Annotated in this window: 10 protein-coding genes; 8 read left to right on the forward strand and 2 right to left on the reverse strand. The window is 71.5% G+C overall.

Features of this window, described 5'->3' with window-relative positions; genetic code table 11:
- Positions 1 to 567 precede the first annotated feature (567 nt).
- Positions 568 to 1,101 carry a type 1 glutamine amidotransferase domain-containing protein gene (locus KB893_RS15555; protein WP_213173862.1) on the forward strand — a complete coding sequence of 178 codons (534 nt, stop codon included), beginning with the start codon at positions 568 to 570 and terminating at the stop codon, positions 1,099 to 1,101.
- Between the two features lie 60 nt (positions 1,102 to 1,161).
- On the opposite strand, the gene KB893_RS15560 is transcribed toward KB893_RS15555, so the two are convergent.
- Positions 1,162 to 2,718: a sodium:solute symporter family transporter gene (locus KB893_RS15560; protein ID WP_211927777.1), complete on the reverse strand. Its 1,557-nt coding sequence runs from the start codon at positions 2,716 to 2,718 to the stop codon at positions 1,162 to 1,164.
- A gap of 175 nt (positions 2,719 to 2,893) precedes the next feature.
- Between KB893_RS15560 and KB893_RS15565 the strand changes: the two genes are divergently transcribed.
- The 4 genes from KB893_RS15565 to xylA all read left to right on the forward strand — a co-directional run bounded on the left by KB893_RS15565 (position 2,894) and on the right by xylA (position 9,044).
- Positions 2,894 to 4,714, forward strand: a complete 1,821-nt coding sequence (locus KB893_RS15565) for an ABC transporter ATP-binding protein (protein ID WP_246505714.1) — start codon at positions 2,894 to 2,896, stop codon at positions 4,712 to 4,714.
- An 84-nt stretch (positions 4,715 to 4,798) separates the two neighbouring features.
- Complete coding sequence (locus KB893_RS15570) at positions 4,799 to 5,671, forward strand: NYN domain-containing protein (protein ID WP_377731431.1); 873 nt, start codon at positions 4,799 to 4,801, stop codon at positions 5,669 to 5,671.
- A gap of 431 nt (positions 5,672 to 6,102) precedes the next feature.
- Positions 6,103 to 7,611: a xylulokinase gene (gene xylB, locus KB893_RS15575; protein ID WP_211926841.1), complete on the forward strand. Its 1,509-nt coding sequence runs from the start codon at positions 6,103 to 6,105 to the stop codon at positions 7,609 to 7,611.
- Between the two features lie 98 nt (positions 7,612 to 7,709).
- On the forward strand, positions 7,710 to 9,044 hold the full coding sequence (gene xylA, locus KB893_RS15580; RefSeq protein WP_211926840.1) for a xylose isomerase: 1,335 nt from the start codon (positions 7,710 to 7,712) through the stop codon (positions 9,042 to 9,044).
- Between the two features lie 149 nt (positions 9,045 to 9,193).
- Here the strand turns inward: xylA and KB893_RS15585 are convergent, their stop codons facing one another.
- Positions 9,194 to 10,261: a LacI family DNA-binding transcriptional regulator gene (locus KB893_RS15585; protein WP_211926839.1), complete on the reverse strand. Its 1,068-nt coding sequence runs from the start codon at positions 10,259 to 10,261 to the stop codon at positions 9,194 to 9,196.
- A 116-nt stretch (positions 10,262 to 10,377) separates the two neighbouring features.
- Here KB893_RS15585 and KB893_RS15590 point away from each other — a divergent pair, with 116 nt between their 5' ends.
- Genes KB893_RS15590 through manD form a run of 3 tightly spaced genes read left to right on the forward strand, consistent with a single transcriptional unit; the run spans position 10,378 to position 15,875 of the window.
- Positions 10,378 to 12,624, forward strand: a complete 2,247-nt coding sequence (locus tag KB893_RS15590; RefSeq protein WP_213173880.1) for an alpha-glucuronidase family glycosyl hydrolase — start codon at positions 10,378 to 10,380, stop codon at positions 12,622 to 12,624.
- 9 nt (positions 12,625 to 12,633) lie between these two features.
- Positions 12,634 to 14,622, forward strand: coding sequence for a sialate O-acetylesterase (locus KB893_RS15595; protein WP_246505715.1), 1,989 nt, complete (start codon positions 12,634 to 12,636; stop codon positions 14,620 to 14,622).
- Positions 14,619 to 15,875, forward strand: coding sequence for a D-mannonate dehydratase ManD (gene manD / locus KB893_RS15600; protein WP_211926837.1), 1,257 nt, complete (start codon positions 14,619 to 14,621; stop codon positions 15,873 to 15,875). Before KB893_RS15595 ends, manD begins: the two co-directional genes overlap by 4 nt.
- The last annotated feature ends 104 nt before the right edge of the window (positions 15,876 to 15,979 follow it).

A 15,979-nucleotide genomic window follows, 5' to 3' on the forward strand; every position in this document is an offset into this window, starting at 1 on the left:
ATCTACGATGCAAGCTCGATGGCTTCAGGAGCGGCTCGGGCGTCCCACCCTCCCCCGATGATCGGTCGGGGACAGTGCCCCTTCATCGGGGCGCTGTCGAGATACAAGGAGCGGCTTCAGCCGCGACAGGCTTCGGAAGGAGCGGCAGTGGTGAAGCGGGAACCGGGAACCGGGACCGGCAGGCCGCATGATGCGATGTCCGATAGCCCTGTATGGGCGGCTTCAGCCCCGACCGCTTGCCAGCTGCGCGACGCGCGAACGTCGGGGCCGAAGCCGCTCCCACGGCAGAAGCGCTGGAGCGACGGACCGTGGCATGAGGCGAAGTCCCCCAAGTCCCGGTTCCCGATTCCCGCATCGCCACCATCGCTGCAACCCCAGGCCGGTCGCGGCTGAAGCCGCTCCTACAGGGGCAATGCGATACCGAGGCCGGGACGGCCGACCGGTCCCGATTCCCGCGTCACCATCATCGCCTCACGACGTCCCGTGAGCGCCGCGCGATTCACTGCCGTCCCACGCGCCGCAGCGCAGCATCCCGGTCCCCTCACTCCAGCAAGAAAGGAGACCGACATGGCTTCGATCCAGGGCAAGACCATCGCCATCCTCGCCACCGACGGCTTCGAGCAGGTCGAGCTGACCGAGCCGAAGAAGGGCCTCGAGCAGGCCGGTGCCACCGTGCACGTGATCGCGCCCAAGGACGGCGAGATCAAGGGCTGGAACAAGACCGACTGGGGCGACTCGGTCAAGGTCGACCGCACGCTCGATGCCGCCAACGCCGCCGACTACGACGCGCTGGTGCTGCCGGGCGGGCAGATCAACCCGGACAAGCTGCGCCTGGAGGAGAAGGCGATCGACTTCATCCGCCAGTTCGCCGCCGCCGACAAGACCATCGCCGCGATCTGCCACGGCCCGTGGACGCTGATCGATGCCGGCGTCGCCAGGGGCAAGACCATGACCTCCTTCCCCAGCATCAAGAACGACCTGATCAACGCCGGTGCGACGTGGCAGGACAGGGAGGTCCAGGTGGACGGCAAGGTCATCACCAGCCGCAAGCCCGACGACATCCCGGCGTTCACCCAGGCGGTGATCGACGCACTGGCGTAAGCCATCGTCCTGGTCTGCGCACGGCCGCGCAGCGCGGGCCGTGCGCATCGGCGCATCCCGTCAGCGCAGTGCGACCAGCAGCGCCGCGGTCAGCGCCAGGATGATGCCGACGCCGATGTAGACGTCCTTCGGCGGGCGCGGGAGGTCGGTTTTGGCGACCACCGCCAGCCGCGCCGCGCCGGGACGGTCGCGTTCGCCGAGAACCTGCATCCACACCCAGGTCGCCGTGCCCGTCAGCACGAACAGCACGCCGCCGATCACGGTGAAGTGGATCGGGACGAAACCCAGCATCTCCAGCACGAACAGCACGGCGCTCAGCGCATGGCCGGAGACCAGCCCCCGCAGCGCAGCGCCGGCACCCAGCCGCTTCGACCACAGTCCCATCAGGAACACCGCCACCAGCGGCGAGGCGACGTACGCGAACACCTGCTGCAGGTAGGCCCACAGCCCCTCGAAGTGCTGGATCATCGGCGCCCACAGCGCCGCGATCAGGGTCACCACGAGCGTGGTGATGCGGCCGATGCGGATCAGCCGCGCCTGGCCGAGGTCCGGATGGCGCGCCTCGATGAAGTCCTTGGTGATGAGCGTCGCCGCGGAGTTGAGCGTCGACGAGCAGGTCGACATCAGCGCGGCCAGCAGGCCGGCGAGGATCAGGCCTGCCAGGCCGGCGGGCGCATAGGTCGCGACCATGGTTGGGAACACCTGGTCCGGCTCCTCGAGCCCGGGCAGCAGGCTGATCGCCATCACGCCGGGCAGGGTCATCAGGAACAGCGGCAACAGCTTGAGCGCGGCGGCGACCACCGACGCACGCCCCGCGGCCGCGATGTCGCGCGCGCCGAGCAGGCGCTGCGCCACGTACTGGTTCATCGTCCAGTAGTAGAAGCCGACGATCGGCAGGCCCGTGACCAGGCCCAGCCACGGCACGCCCGGGTCGTCGAGCGGGCGGATCAGCGACAGCGTGCCCGGCTCGACCGACGCCTCGAGCGCCGCCCAGGAATGGTCGAACTCGCCGAACACGATCCAGGCCAGGATCGCCGCGCCGGAGAGCAGCACCAGGGCCTGCAGCACGTCGGTGTAGACCACCGCGCGCAGGCCGCCGGCGGCCGAGTAGGCGCCGGTGAACAGCGCAAGGCCGAGGCAGGTCTCCCACAGTCCCAGCCCGGGGATGAAGGTGGTCAGCACCAGCGCACCGGCGTAGAGCGTGGCCGCGGTGTCGAGCACGATCGACAGGAACAGCGTCACCACCGAGAGGTATTTGCGCAGGCGCGGGTCGAAGCGCCGCTCCATCAGCTCCGGCATCGTGGTGATGCGCGCGCGGATCAGCACGGGCAGCACGAACACCGCCGTGAACAGCAGCACCACGCCGGCCATCCACTCGTAGTTGGCGGCGGAGATGCCGGTCCGGTAGGCCGCGCCCGGCAGGCCGAGCAGGGTGTCGGAGGAGATGTTGGAGGCGAACAGCGAGAAGCCGATCGCCGCGGGTCCCAGCGTGCGGCCGGCGAGGAAGAGATCGTCGGAGGAGGTCTTGCGGTGCCGCGCGGCCCAGCTGCCGATCAGGATCACCGCCAGCAGGTAGGCGCCGATGGCGGCGTAGTCGAGCGCATTGAGTTGGATCATCGGGTGTCCGGAAAACTGCTCCCCTTTCCAAGAAAACACGCACGCACCGACAATGGAACCCTTGCGCCGGGCGCGCGCGTGCGCAATCGCGCGCGTGGAGGCGCGCGGCGCGCGACGGGGAACGGGCTTGAGCGAAGGCGGCGCCGCGGCACGATCGGCACAGGGCAGGGCAGGCATGCGCGCACGCGTTTCGGCGCTGCGCAACCTCGCGCCCTTCCTGCACCTGATCTGGAGCACCAGCCGCTGGCTGACCGCCTCGAGCCTGGCGCTGCGCCTGCTGCGCGCCATGCTGCCGGCGACGATGCTCTACGTCGGCAAGCTCATCATCGACGAGGCGGTGCGGCTGGTGGATGCCGGCGGCATCGTCTCGCTGCCGCAGGCCTGGGACGGCGGCCTGCTCGCGCCGCTGGCGGGCCTGCTGGCGCTTGAGTTCGCGCTCGCGGTCGCCTCCGACGTGCTCGCGCGCCTGGTCGCCCTGGTCGAATCGCTGCTGTCGGAGCGGGTGACCAACCGCACCAGCATCCGCCTGATGGAGCACGCGGCGACGCTCGACCTCGAGGACTTCGAGGACGCCGACGTGCAGGACCGGCTCGACCGCGCCCGCCGCCAGACCATGGGGCGGATGACGCTGATGGCGCAGCTGTTCGGCCAGGCCCAGGACCTAGTGACCATCGTCGTCTTCGCCGCCGGCCTCATCGCCTACGCACCGTGGCTGATCGTGCTGCTGGCGCTCGCGCTGGTGCCGGCCTTCATCGGCGAGTCGCACTTCAACGCGCTGAACTACGCGCTCAACTACCAGTGGACGCCGGAGCGGCGCCAGCTCGAATACCTGCGCCAGACCGGCGCCAGCGTGGAGACGGCGAAGGAGGTCAAGATCTTCGGCCTCAACGGCTTCCTGATCGGGCGCTACCGCGACTTCGCCGAACGCTTCTACCGCGCCAACCGCGCGCTCGCCCTGCGCCGCGCCGGCTGGGGCGTGCTGCTGGCGGGCCTGGGCACGCTCGGTTACTACGCCGCCTACGCCTACATCGCCTGGCGCACGGTGTCGGGCGCGTTCTCGATCGGCGACCTGACCTTCCTCGCCGGCAGTTTCCTGCGCCTGCGCCAGCTGCTCGAGGGCCTGCTGGTCGGCGTGTCCCAGGTCGCCGGGCAGGCGCTGAGCCTGGACGACCTGTTCTCGTTCTTCCGCATCGCGCCGGAGATCGTCTCGCCCGCGGACCCGAAGCCGGTGCCGCAGCCGATCCGCGAGGGCTTCCGCTTCGAGGACGTCGGCTTCCGCTATCCCGGCTCGGACCTGTGGGCGGTGCGCCACCTCGACTTCACCCTGCGCGCCGGCGAGGTGCTGGCCCTGGTCGGCGAGAACGGCGCCGGCAAGACCACCCTGGTGAAGCTGCTCGCGCGCCTGTACGAGCCGGACGAGGGCCGCATCCTGCTCGACGGCACCGACCTGCGCGAGCTCGATCTCGACCAGCTCCGCGCCAACGTCGGCGTGATCTTCCAGGACTTCGTGCGCTATCACCTCACCGCCGGCGAGAACGTCGCCGTCGGCCGCATCGAGGCGCGCGACGACGCTCCGCGGATCGAGGCCGCCGCCCGCAGCGCGCTGGCCGACGCGGTCATCGAACGGCTGCCGGAAGGCTACGCGCAGGTGGTCGGTCGCCGCTTCCGCAACGGCGTCGACCTCTCCGGCGGCGAGTGGCAGAAGATCGCCATCGCCCGCGCCTACATGCGCGACGCGCAGCTGCTGATCCTCGACGAGCCCACCGCCGCCCTCGACGCCCGCGCCGAAGCGGAGGTCTTCGCCCGCTTCAAGGCGCTCTCCGCCGGCCGTACCGCGGTGCTGATCTCGCACCGCTTCTCCAGCGTGCGCATGGCCGACCGCATCCTCGTCCTCGACCGCGGCCGCATCGAGGCCGTCGGCAGCCACGACGAACTCATGGCCCAGCACGGCCGCTACGCCGAACTGTTCGAACTGCAGGCGGCGGGATACCGCTGACCTTCCCTGTCGGAGCGGCTTCAGCCGCGACCGGGCCACCCTGGGCGCGTATCGTGGCCGCACCTCGTCCCGCGGATCCCGCCCATGCCCGACCCGATGCGCACGCACCAGCTGGCGGTGCTGATCGATGCCGACAACAGCGACCCGGGCCGGGTCGAGGGGCTGGTGACCGAGATCGCCAAGTACGGACGCGCGAGCGTCAAGCGCGCCTACGGCAACTGGACCTCGCCGCAGCTCGGTGGCTGGAAGAAGGCTCTGCTGACGCATTCGATCCAGCCGGTGCAGCAGTTCAGCTACACCACCGGCAAGAACGCGACCGACAGCGCGATGATCATCGACGCGATGGACCTGCTGTACTCCGGTCGCTTCGACGGCTTCTGCATCGTCTCCAGCGACAGCGACTTCACCCGCCTGGCCGCGCGTATCCGCGAGCAGGGGCTGCTGGTCTACGGCTTCGGCGAGCGCAAGACGCCGCAGCCGTTCGTGGCCGCATGCGATCGCTTCGTCTACACCGAGATCCTCGATGCCGACGCGGACGAGGAGGGCGCGGATGCCGGCGGGGCGGCGCTGGAACGACCGGCCTCGGCGCCCACGAAGAAGGCCGCGCGCAAGCGTGCGGCCAAGAACGCGGCACCGGTCGCCGCGCCCGCGACCGTGACGGCGCCCGTGCCTGCCGAGCCGGCCACGGCGCCGGTCAAGAAGAAGCCGAAGGCCGCCGCCGGCCTGCTGCGGCGTGCGGTGGACGCGGCGGTGGACGACGAGGGCTGGGCGCATCTGGGTGCGGTCGGCAACCTGCTCGGGCGGCTGGCGCCGGAGTTCGACCCGCGCGACTACGGCTGCCGCAAGCTGAAGGACCTGGTGGCATGCCAGGCCGGGCTGGAGGTCGAGGAGCGCGCGGTGCAGGGCGGCGGCAGGGCGGTCTTCGTGCGCGTGCGGGCGGGCTCCTCGACCCAGTGACATGTCGGGCTGAAGCCCCTCCCACAGGCTGCTGCGGGTTACTCCCCGTCGCTTTTCGTAGGAGCGGCTTCAGCCGCGATCGTCCTGTGGGAGGGGCTTCAGCCCCGACGGCCGGGCCCGATCGGCCCAGGTCGCGGCTGAAGCCGCTCCTACGGAGACACCGCGGCTGGTTGCGCGATCTGCGGCCGCCGGTAGCCGGTTCCCGGTTCGCCACACCGCCCTCGCAGGCCCGGTCGCGGCTGAAGCCGCTCCTACAGGGGGCGCGGCGCGTCCGTTCCGCAGTGCAGCAAGCCAATCCGGCATCCGCTGCTAGAGTTGGGCGCTCCGAAATCGACCGGTTCTGCCTGCATGATCGCGACCACCCCGCCCGGTGTGTCTTTTTTTGTCGCTGCGAATGGTAGCGCTAACTTTTTCGTCTCCGGAGCCGGCGCATGAGCCTGTTCGTGGGCCTCGACGTGGGCACGCAGAGCGTCAAGCTGGTCGCCTACGATCCGGACGCGAAGCGGGTGGTGGCCGCCCATGGCGCGGCGCTGGAGCTGGTCGCGGGCGACGACGGCAGCCGTGAGCAGCACCCGCAGTGGTGGATCGACGCGATCCGGGCCTGCTTCGCCCGGCTCGACGCGAGCCAGCGCGCGCGGGTGGTGGCGATCGGCGTGTCGGGGCAGCAGCACGGCTTCGTGCCGCTGGATGCCGCCGGCGAGGTGCTCGCCCCGGCCAAGCTGTGGTGCGACACCAGCACCAGCGCGCACTGCGACGAGATCATGGACGCGGTCGGCGGCGTGGCTCGCTGCATCGAGCTGGGCGGCAATCCCATGCTCGCCGGCTACACCGCACCGAAACTGCCGTGGACGCGCCGGCACCGGCCCGAGGCCTACGCGAAGCTGGCGGCGATCCTGCTGCCGCACGACTACGTCGATTTCTGGCTGACCGGCGAGCGCTGGATGGAGTACGGCGACGCCTCCGGCACCGGCTGGCTCGACGTGCGCACGCGGCGCTGGTCGGCCGAGCTGCTCGCCGCCACCGATCCCGACCGCGACCTCGGCGCGCTGCTGCCGCCCCTGGTCGAGCCGCACGCGAGCGTGCGCATCGCGCCGGCGATCGCCGACGAGCTCGGCCTGCCGCGCGAGGTGCTGGTCGCGGCCGGCGGCGGCGACAACATGATGGCCGCGATCGGCACCGGCAACGTCGCGCCGGGCGTGCTGAGCATGAGCCTCGGTACCTCGGGCACCCTGTTCGCGCACGCCGAGCGCCCGGTGGTGGACGCGGAGGCCGGCTGGGCCGCGTTCTGCTCGTCCACCGGCGGCTGGCTGCCGCTGATCTGCACCATGAACTGCACCGTGGCGACCGAGACCGTCGCGCGCATGTTCGGCTTCAGCAGCCGCGACGAGAACGCAGTGCTGGCCGATACCGCGCCCGGCGCCGGCGGCGTCGTGATGCTGCCGTTCTTCAACGGCGAGCGCACGCCGAACCTGCCCAACGCGCGCGGCGCGCTGTTCGGCATGGATCCCACGAATGCCACCCGCGGCAACGTCTACCGCGCGGCCATGGAAGGCGCGACCTACAGCCTGCGCAACGGCTACGACGCGCTGCAGGGCGCCGGCCTGTCCTTCGAGTCGATCCGCCTGACCGGCGGCGGCAGCCAGAGCGCGGTGTGGCGGCAGATGGTGGCCGACGTGTTCGCGCTGCCGGTCGAGGTGCCCACGCAGCCGGAAGGCGCGGCCTTCGGTGGCGCGCTGCAGGCGATGTGGGCGCATGCGCGCGCGCAGGGCCGCACGACCGGGATCGACGCCATCGCCGCCGAGCACGTGGCGGTGGATCCGTCGCTCTCGGTGCAGCCGGACGCGGCTGCCGTGGCCGCCTACGCCACGCACTACCGTGGGTTCCTGCGCCATCTCGACGCCGCGCGCCTGCTGTACGCGACGCCCGCGGCGGGCGCGTAGGCGCGGCTTCAGCCGCGACCCGTCGCTGTCCGCACCATGCCATCGCGGCTGAAGCCGCTCCTACAGAACATGCCCACCTCCCACACGAGATCGCCCCAATGACGACGCAACCCTTCATCGGCGCCAAGGAGTTCTTCCCCGGCATCGGCCGCATCCCCTACGAGGGGCGCGAGTCCGACAACCCGCTCGCCTTCAAGGTCTACGAGCCCGACCGCCGCATCGGCGACAGGACCATGGCCGAGCACCTGCGGTTCGCCGCGTGCTACTGGCACAGCTTCTGCAACGCCGGCCACGATCCCTTCGGTCCGGGCACGCGCAGCTATCCCTGGGACGCGGGTAGCGGCGCGGCGCTGTACAAGGCCGAGGCCAAGCTCGACGCGGCCTTCGAGTTCTTCACCAAGCTCGGCGTGCCGTACTGGTGCTTCCACGACATCGACATGGCGCCGGACGCCGACGACATCGGCGAGTACGAGAAGAACCTCAAGCACATGGTGCGCCTCGCCAAGGAGCGCCAGCAGGCCACCGGCATGAAGCTCCTGTGGGGCACGGCCAACCTGTTCTCGCACCCGCGCTACATGAACGGTGCGTCCACCAACCCCGACTTCGCGGTCGTCGCCCGCGCCGCGGTGCAGGTCAAGAACGCGCTCGAGGCCACGGTCGAGCTCGGCGGCGGCAACTACGTGTTCTGGGGCGGCCGCGAGGGCTATGCCAGCCTGCACAACACCGACATGAAGCGCGAGCTCGCGCACATGGCGCGCTTCCTGACGATGGCGCGCGACTACGGCCGCAGCATCGGCTTCCAGGGCAACTTCCTGATCGAGCCGAAGCCGATGGAGCCGATGAAGCACCAGTACGACTTCGACAGCGCGACCTGCGTCGGCTTCCTGCGCGCCCATGGCCTGGACAAGGATTTCAAGCTCAACATCGAGGCCAACCACGCCACGCTGTCGGGCCACACCTTCGAGCACGACCTGCAGGTCGCCTCCGACGCCGGCATGCTCGGCAGCATCGACGCCAACCGCGGCAATGCGCAGAACGGCTGGGACACCGACCAGTTCCCCTCCGATCTCTACGACACCGTCGGCGCGATGATGGTGGTGCTGCGCCAGGGCGGCCTGCAGCCGGGCGGCCTCAACTTCGACGCCAAGGTCCGTCGCGAGTCGACCGACCCGCAGGACCTGTTCATCGCCCACATCGGCGGCATGGACGCGTTCGCGCGTGGCCTCGAAGTGGCCCACGCGCTGCTGACCAGGTCGCCGTGGGAGCAGTGGCGCAGCGAGCGCTACGCGAGCTTCGACGCCGGCGACGGCAAGGCCTTCGCCGAGGGCGCGATGTCGCTCGCCGACCTGGCCGGCAAGGCGGGCGAGCCGCAGCAGCACAGCGGCCGCCAGGAAGCCTACGAGAACCTCCTCAACCAATACCTGCTGCGCTGAGGACGAACGGTCGCGCGCGCCGCGATGCGCGCGCGGCCATCCCGCCGGCAGGTCCGGCCATTCGACGGGGAGCGGGGAGGGGAATGAACGGCAGCTCGGCCCGGTCCGCGACGCCCGCGGCCCGCACGGGTGCGGCCGTCGCTGCGGCGCTACCTGCGCTGCGGCAGCGGCGCGACCGACTCGCGCACGATCAGCCGGTGCGGGACGACGTGGTCGACCAGCACGCGGGTGCTGCGGTCCTTGCGGCGGATCCCCCGCAGCAGCACGTCGATGGCGGTGTTTGCCATCGAGGCGATCGGCTGGTGGATGGTGGTGACCTCCGGCCACACCGTGGTCGCGGCCGAGGTGTCGTCGAAGCCGGAGACGGACAGGTCGCGCGGCACCTCGAGCCCGCGCCGGTGCGCGACCGAGATCGCGGCGGCGGCCATGTCGTCGTTGCTGGCGATGATCGCGGTGGGCGGGCGACGCTGGCCGAGCAGCTTCTCGGCGGCCTTGAGGCCGGCGCGGTAGGTGTAGTCGCCGGGCTGCACGAGGGCGGCATCGAAGTCCAGCCCGGCATCGCGCAGCGCGGCCTTGAAGCCCTCGAAGCGCCGCGTGCTGGCGCTGAGGTCGGGGCGGCCCTTGATGAAGCCGATGCGGGTGTGGCCCTGGCCGATCAGGTGCTCGGCGATCTCCTTGGCGGCGCGGAAGTCGTCGATGCGCACGCAGGAGATCTCCTCGCTGAAGTGGCCGGAGGCGATGGCGACCACCGGCACGTGGGCGCGCACCAGCTCGGCCACCGCGGTCTTCGACTCGCACAGCGGCGGCGGCAGGATCACGCCGTCGACCTTCTGCGCGAGCGCGCGCGCGGCCTTGCGTTCGGCCTCGGCATCGAAGCCGTCCCAGTACTCGACCACCAGCTGGATGGCGGTGCGCGAGACCACGCGCAGCACGCCGACCAGGAGCTCGCGCAGGTAGGCGCCGCTGGGGTTGGTGTAGATCAGGGCGATGCGCGTGTGCTGCGCGGCGGCCAGGGAACTGGCGGCGAGATTCGGCGTGTAGTCGAGCTCGCGCACCGCCTCCAGGACCCGCTCGCGGGTGCTGTCGCGGACCTTGCCGTGGTTGTTGACCACGCGCGAGACGGTCATCGGCGACACGCCGGCGAGGGCGGCGACCTCGTCGATGGTCACCGCGCGGCTCTTGCGGCGCCCGGACTTCTTCGGCTTCGGCTTGTCCATCCTTCGTTCCTTCCTTCGGCACGCGGCCGCAGGCGCCGCCCTGTGCGATGCGTCCCGCAGCGGCGGGCGAACACGTCCTCGAATCCAGTCCAGGAGCAGGCATGAGAACCCCGCGGATGCTACCGCTAACACGAGGCAGCGACGAGCATGTCATCCGGAGGCCCGTCCACCATCGACGCGGCGCATTGCGTCCCGCGCTGGCCGCACGCGTGCAGCGCGCCGTGCTGGGCATCGCCTGCTGGCTGCTGCTGGCGGCGGTCGTTCCACGGGCGCAGGCGGAGGACGGCTACGATCTCTGGCTGCGCTACCGGCCGCTCGACGCGGCGCAGGCGCAGACCGGACGCAGCCATGTCGCGCAGCTCGTCGCACCCGCGGCCACGCCCACGCAGCGTGCCGCGCGCGACGAGCTGCGCCGCGGGCTGCGCGGCCTGCTCGGCGCGGATCCGGGCACGGCCGACGCGGTCGACCGGGCCGGCGCGCTGGTGGTCGGCACGCCGGCGTCCTCGGCCGCGATCGCGCGCCTGGGGCTCGACCTCGACGGCCTCGGCGACGAGGGCTTCGTCATCCGCAGCGTGGAAGTCGACGGGCGGGCCGCGACCGTGATCGCCGCCAACAGCGACATCGGCACGCTGTACGGCGCCTTCCGTTTCCTGCGCATGCTGCAGACCCGGCAGCCGCTGGCCGCGCTCGACCTGCGCGATGCGCCCGCACTCGACCTGCGCCTGCTCGACCACTGGGACAACCTCGACCGCCATGTCGAGCGCGGCTATGCCGGGCAGTCGATCTGGGACTGGCACAAGCTCCCCGACTGGCGCGACCCGCGCTACACCGACTACGCACGCGCCAACGCTTCGCTCGGCATCAACGGCACCGTGCTCAACAACGTCAACGCCAGCGCGCAGAGCCTGACTCCCATGTACCTGGAGAAGGCGGCGGCGCTGGCGGGGGTGTTCCGCCCCTACGGCATCCGCGTCTACCTGAGCGCACGTTTCAGTGCGCCGCGCGAGATCGGCGGGCTCGACACCGCCGACCCGCTCGACCCGCGCGTACGGCGCTGGTGGCGCGACAAGGCCGACGAGATCTACCGCCTGATCCCCGACTTCGGCGGCTTCCTGGTCAAGGCCAACTCGGAGGGTCAGCCCGGCCCGCAGGACTACGGCCGCACCCACGCCGACGGCGCCAACATGCTGGCCGACGCGGTGGCGCCGCACGGCGGCGTGGTGATGTGGCGCGCCTTCGTCTATTCGCACGAGGAGCCGGAGGACCGCGCCAAGCAGGCCTATTCCGAGTTCGTGCCGCTCGACGGGCAGTTCCGCGAGAACGTGATGGTGCAGGTCAAGAACGGCGCGATCGACTTCCAGCCGCGCGAGCCCTTCCATCCGCTGTTCGGCGCGATGCCGGACACGCCGCTGATGATGGAGTTCCAGATCACCAAGGAGTACCTGGGCTTCGCCACCCACCTGGTCTACCTGGGCACGCTGTTCGAGGAAGTGCTCGAGGCGGACACCTACCAGCAGGGCAAGGGCTCGACGGTCGCGAAGGTGATCGACGGCTCCCTGCACGGCCACGGCCTCACCGGCATGGCCGGCGTGGCCAACATCGGCAGCGACCGCAACTGGAGCGGTTCGATCTTCGACCAGGCCAACTGGTACGCCTTCGGCCGCCTGGCCTGGGATCCGCACGCCTCGGCACGCGCCATCGCCGGGGACTGGGCGCGGATGACCTTCTCCAACGATGACGGCTTCGTCGGGCCGGTCGTCGACATGATGATGGGCTCGCGCCAGGCGGCGGTGGACTACATGACTCCGCTCGGCTTGCATCACCTGATGGGCGAGGGCCACCACTACGGCCCGGCACCCTGGGTCGAGGGCGGACCGCGCGCGGACTGGACCTCGGTCTACTACCACCGCGCCACGCCCGAGGGCATCGGCTTCGACCGTAGCTCCGGCGGCAGCGACGCGGTGGCGCAGTACGCCGACCCGGTGGCGCGCGTGTTCGACGACCCGAAGCAGGTGCCCGAGGACCTGCTGCTGTGGTTCCACCACGTGCCTTGGGACTGGCGCATGCGCTCCGGCCGTACGCTCTGGGACGAGCTCGTGCACCGCTATTCGCGCGGCGTCGCCTACGTGCGCGGCATGCGCGAGACCTGGAGCGGCCTGGCGCCCTACGTCGATGCCGAGCGTCATGCCGAGGTCGCCGCCTTCCTGGCGATCCAGGAGCAGGAGGCGCAGTGGTGGCGCGACGCCAGCATCGCCTACTTCCGGACCTTCTCGCAGCGCCCGCTGCCGGAGGGCGAGGCACCGCCACCGGAATCGCTCGAGCACTACCGCTCGCTGTCGTTCCCGTTCGCGCCGGGGAACTGAGGGATGTCCATGAGCCATCGACTGTTGCTGGGCGCGGGCCTCGCGCTCGGCCTGTCCGCAGCGCTGCCGGCACGCGCCGCCGACGCGCCGCTGCTGCATGCGCTGTTCGCCGACCATGCCGTGCTCCAGCGCGACGCCGCGGTCCCGGTGTGGGGCCAGGCACGACCGGGCGAGGAGGTGGTGGTCGCCGTCGCCGGGCACGAGGTCCGCGCGCGCGCCGATGCCGGGGGCGCGTGGCGCCTCGTGCTGCCGAAGCTCGACGCCGGCGGCCCGTACACGCTGACCGCCCGCGCCGGCGGCCGCACGCAGGCGGTCGAGGACGTGCTGGTCGGCGACGTGTGGCTGTGCGCGGGGCAGTCGAACATGGAGCTGCAGGTGCACCGCTCGCTGGATTCGCGTGCCGAGATCGCCGGCGCCGACAACGACCGCATCCGCCTGTTCACCGTGCCCAAGGCCGGCGAGCCGGCGCCGCGCGACACGTTCTCCGAAACGGTGCGGTGGCAGCCGGTGACGCCCGACGCGGTGCGCGATTTCTCCGCGGCCTGCTACTACTTCGCGCGCGAGCTGCAGGCCACGCACGACGTGCCCATGGGGCTGGTCAATGCGGCCTGGGGCGGCTCGCGGATCCAGGCCTGGATGAGCGCCGATGCCCTGCGCGATGTCGGCGGCGAGGAGGCCGGGCTCGACGTGCTCGCGCGCTACGCGACCGATCCGGTCGCGGCGGTGGGGCAGTGGGGCGAGGTCTGGGCCGGGTGGTGGCGCGGACGCCCGGGCATCGGCGCCGGGGACCGTCCCTGGGAGCCCGATGCCGGGACCGGCGGCTGGCGCGACGCGCCGGCGCAGCTCGGCCCCTGGGAGCGCTGGGACGAGCCGGAGCTCGCCGCCTTCGACGGCATGCTCTGGTACCGCACCACGGTCACGCTGACCGCAGCGCAGGCCGCGCAGGACGCGGTGCTGGCGCTGGGGCCGGCCGACGAGATCGACATGACCTGGGTCAACGGCCGCGCGGTCGGCAGCACCTACGGCGCCGGCGATGCGCGCGCCTATCCGCTGCCGTCGGGCCTGCTGCACGCGGGCGCCAACACGGTGGTGGTCAATGTGCTCGACACCTACCGCGACGGCGGTCTCGCCGGCCCCGCGTCGCTGCACGCGCTGCGCCTGGCCGACGGCTCCACGGTGCCGCTCGATGGCGGCTGGCGCTACCGGAGCGTGCCGGAGGAGGTGGGTTCGCCGCCGCGCGCGCCGTGGCAGTCGGCGGCCGGGCTGTCGACGCTGCACAACGGCATGATCGCGCCGCTCGGCCACGCCGCGCTGGCCGGTGCGGTCTGGTACCAGGGCGAGTCCAACACCTTCGAGCCGGATCGCTACGCGACCCTGCTGCGCGGGCTGCGCGCCGACTGGCGCGCGCGCTTCGGCTCTCCGCGGCTGCCGTTCCTGATCGCGCAGCTGGCCAACTACGGGGAGGCGCCGACCGCGCCGGGCGAGAGCGACTGGGCGGCGCTGCGCGATGCGCAGCGCGCGGTCGCCGCCGACGACGGGCACAGCGCGCTGGCGGTCGCGATCGACATCGGCGAGCGCCACGACATCCATCCGGCCAACAAGCAGGACCTCGGGCGCCGGCTGGCGCGGGCGGCGCGCGCGGCGGCATTCGACGAGGACCTCGCGCCGTCGGGGCCGGTCGCGGTGTCCGCGCGGCGCGAGGGCGATGCCGTCCTCGTCGTCTTCGACGACGTCGAGGACGGGCTGGTCGCCTACGGCGGCACCGGCCCGGTCGGCTTCGAACTCTGCGGCGCGACGGCCGGCTCCTGCCGCTACGTCGACGCCCACATCCAAGGCGACCGCGTTCGCCTCACCGGCGCCGACGCCGGTGCGGCCACGCGCGTGCGCTACGGCTGGGCCGACAGCCCGGTCGTCACCCTCTACGACGGTGCGGGTGTTCCCGCCGGTCCCTTCCAGCTGCCGGTGCGCCCGGCCTCCAGCGACGAGCGAGCACGATGACCCCTGCGCCTTCCGAATCCCCCCGCCACGGCTCCGCCCGCGACCGCGAGATCGTCGCCGCGCGGGTCATCGTGACCTGCCCGGGCCGCAACTTCGTCACCCTGAAGATCGAGACGCGCGCCGGGATCACCGGCCTGGGCGACGCCACCCTCAACGGCCGCGAGCTGGCCGTCGCCAGCTACCTGCAGGACCACGTGGTGCCGAACCTGATCGGCCGCGACGCCGGCCGCATCGAGGACATCTGGCAGTTCCTCTACCGCGGCGCCTATTGGCGGCGCGGGCCGGTGACCATGACCGCGATCGCCGCGGTCGACGTGGCGCTGTGGGACATCCTCGGCAAGATGGCCGGGATGCCGCTCTACCAGCTCCTGGGCGGGCGCTCGCGCGAGGGCGCGCTGGTCTACGCGCACGCCAACGGCCGCGACATCGCCGAGGCCAGCGACGAGGTCGGCCGCTACATGGAGAAGGGCTTCCTCGCGGTGCGCGCGCAGTGCGGCGTACCCGGCGTCAAGAAGGCCTACGGCATCTCCAGCGGCGGCAAACCCTACGAGCCGGCGGAGAGCGAACTCCCGGCGGAGACGGTGTGGAACACGCCGCGCTACCTGGAGACGGTGCCCAGGCTCTTCGAACATCTGCGCGCCGAGCACGGCAACGGCGTCGAGCTGCTGCACGACGTGCACCACCGGCTCTCGCCGATCGAGGCCGCGCGCCTGGCGCGCGACGTCGAGCCCTACCGCCTGTTCTGGCTGGAGGACGCCACGCCGGCGGAGAACCAGAAGTCCTTCGAGCTGATCCGCAGGCACTCGGTGACCGCGCTCGCGGTGGGCGAGGTGTTCAACTCGATCTGGGACTGCAAGCACCTGATCGAGAACCAGCTCATCGACTACATCCGCACCACCATCGTGCACGGCGGCGGCATCACCCACCTCCGCCGGCTCGCGGACTTCGCCGCCCTGCACCAGGTGCGCACCGGCTTCCACGGCGCCACCGACCTCTCGCCGGTGTGCATGGGCGCGGCGCTGCACTTCGACACCTGGGTGCCGAACTTCGGCATCCAGGAGTACATGTTCCATTCCGAGGAGACCGACGCGGTGTTTCCGCACGACTACGCGTTTCGCGATGGACGCCTCCACGTCGGCGACACGCCGGGCCACGGCGTCGACATCGACGAGGCCCTCGCCGCGAAGTACCCGTACGCCCCGAAGCAGCTGCCGATCGCCCGTCTCGAGGACGGCGCGATGTGGGACTGGTGATGCGCACGCCCGCGTCGATCTCCCCGCACGTCGCGCTTCCCCGCGTAGGAGCGGCTTCAGCCGCGACCGAGTGGGGGACGCTCGTGTGGGAGGGGCTTCAGCCC

The sequence above is a fragment of the Coralloluteibacterium stylophorae genome, from assembly GCF_018122625.2.
GTDB classification, from domain to species: domain Bacteria; phylum Pseudomonadota; class Gammaproteobacteria; order Xanthomonadales; family Xanthomonadaceae; genus Coralloluteibacterium; species Coralloluteibacterium stylophorae.

Coding starts and splice junctions, on each gene's coding strand:
- KB893_RS15555 (WP_213173862.1), top strand. CDS start 568: ATGGCTTCGATCCAGGGCAAGACCATCGCCATCCTCGCCACCGACGGC.
- KB893_RS15560 (WP_211927777.1), bottom strand. CDS start 2,718: ATGATCCAACTCAATGCGCTCGACTACGCCGCCATCGGCGCCTACCTG.
- KB893_RS15565 (WP_246505714.1), top strand. CDS start 2,894: ATGCGCGCACGCGTTTCGGCGCTGCGCAACCTCGCGCCCTTCCTGCAC.
- KB893_RS15570 (WP_377731431.1), top strand. CDS start 4,799: ATGCCCGACCCGATGCGCACGCACCAGCTGGCGGTGCTGATCGATGCC.
- xylB (WP_211926841.1), top strand. CDS start 6,103: ATGAGCCTGTTCGTGGGCCTCGACGTGGGCACGCAGAGCGTCAAGCTG.
- xylA (WP_211926840.1), top strand. CDS start 7,710: ATGACGACGCAACCCTTCATCGGCGCCAAGGAGTTCTTCCCCGGCATC.
- KB893_RS15585 (WP_211926839.1), bottom strand. CDS start 10,261: ATGGACAAGCCGAAGCCGAAGAAGTCCGGGCGCCGCAAGAGCCGCGCG.
- KB893_RS15590 (WP_213173880.1), top strand. CDS start 10,378: ATGCTACCGCTAACACGAGGCAGCGACGAGCATGTCATCCGGAGGCCC.
- KB893_RS15595 (WP_246505715.1), top strand. CDS start 12,634: ATGAGCCATCGACTGTTGCTGGGCGCGGGCCTCGCGCTCGGCCTGTCC.
- manD (WP_211926837.1), top strand. CDS start 14,619: ATGACCCCTGCGCCTTCCGAATCCCCCCGCCACGGCTCCGCCCGCGAC.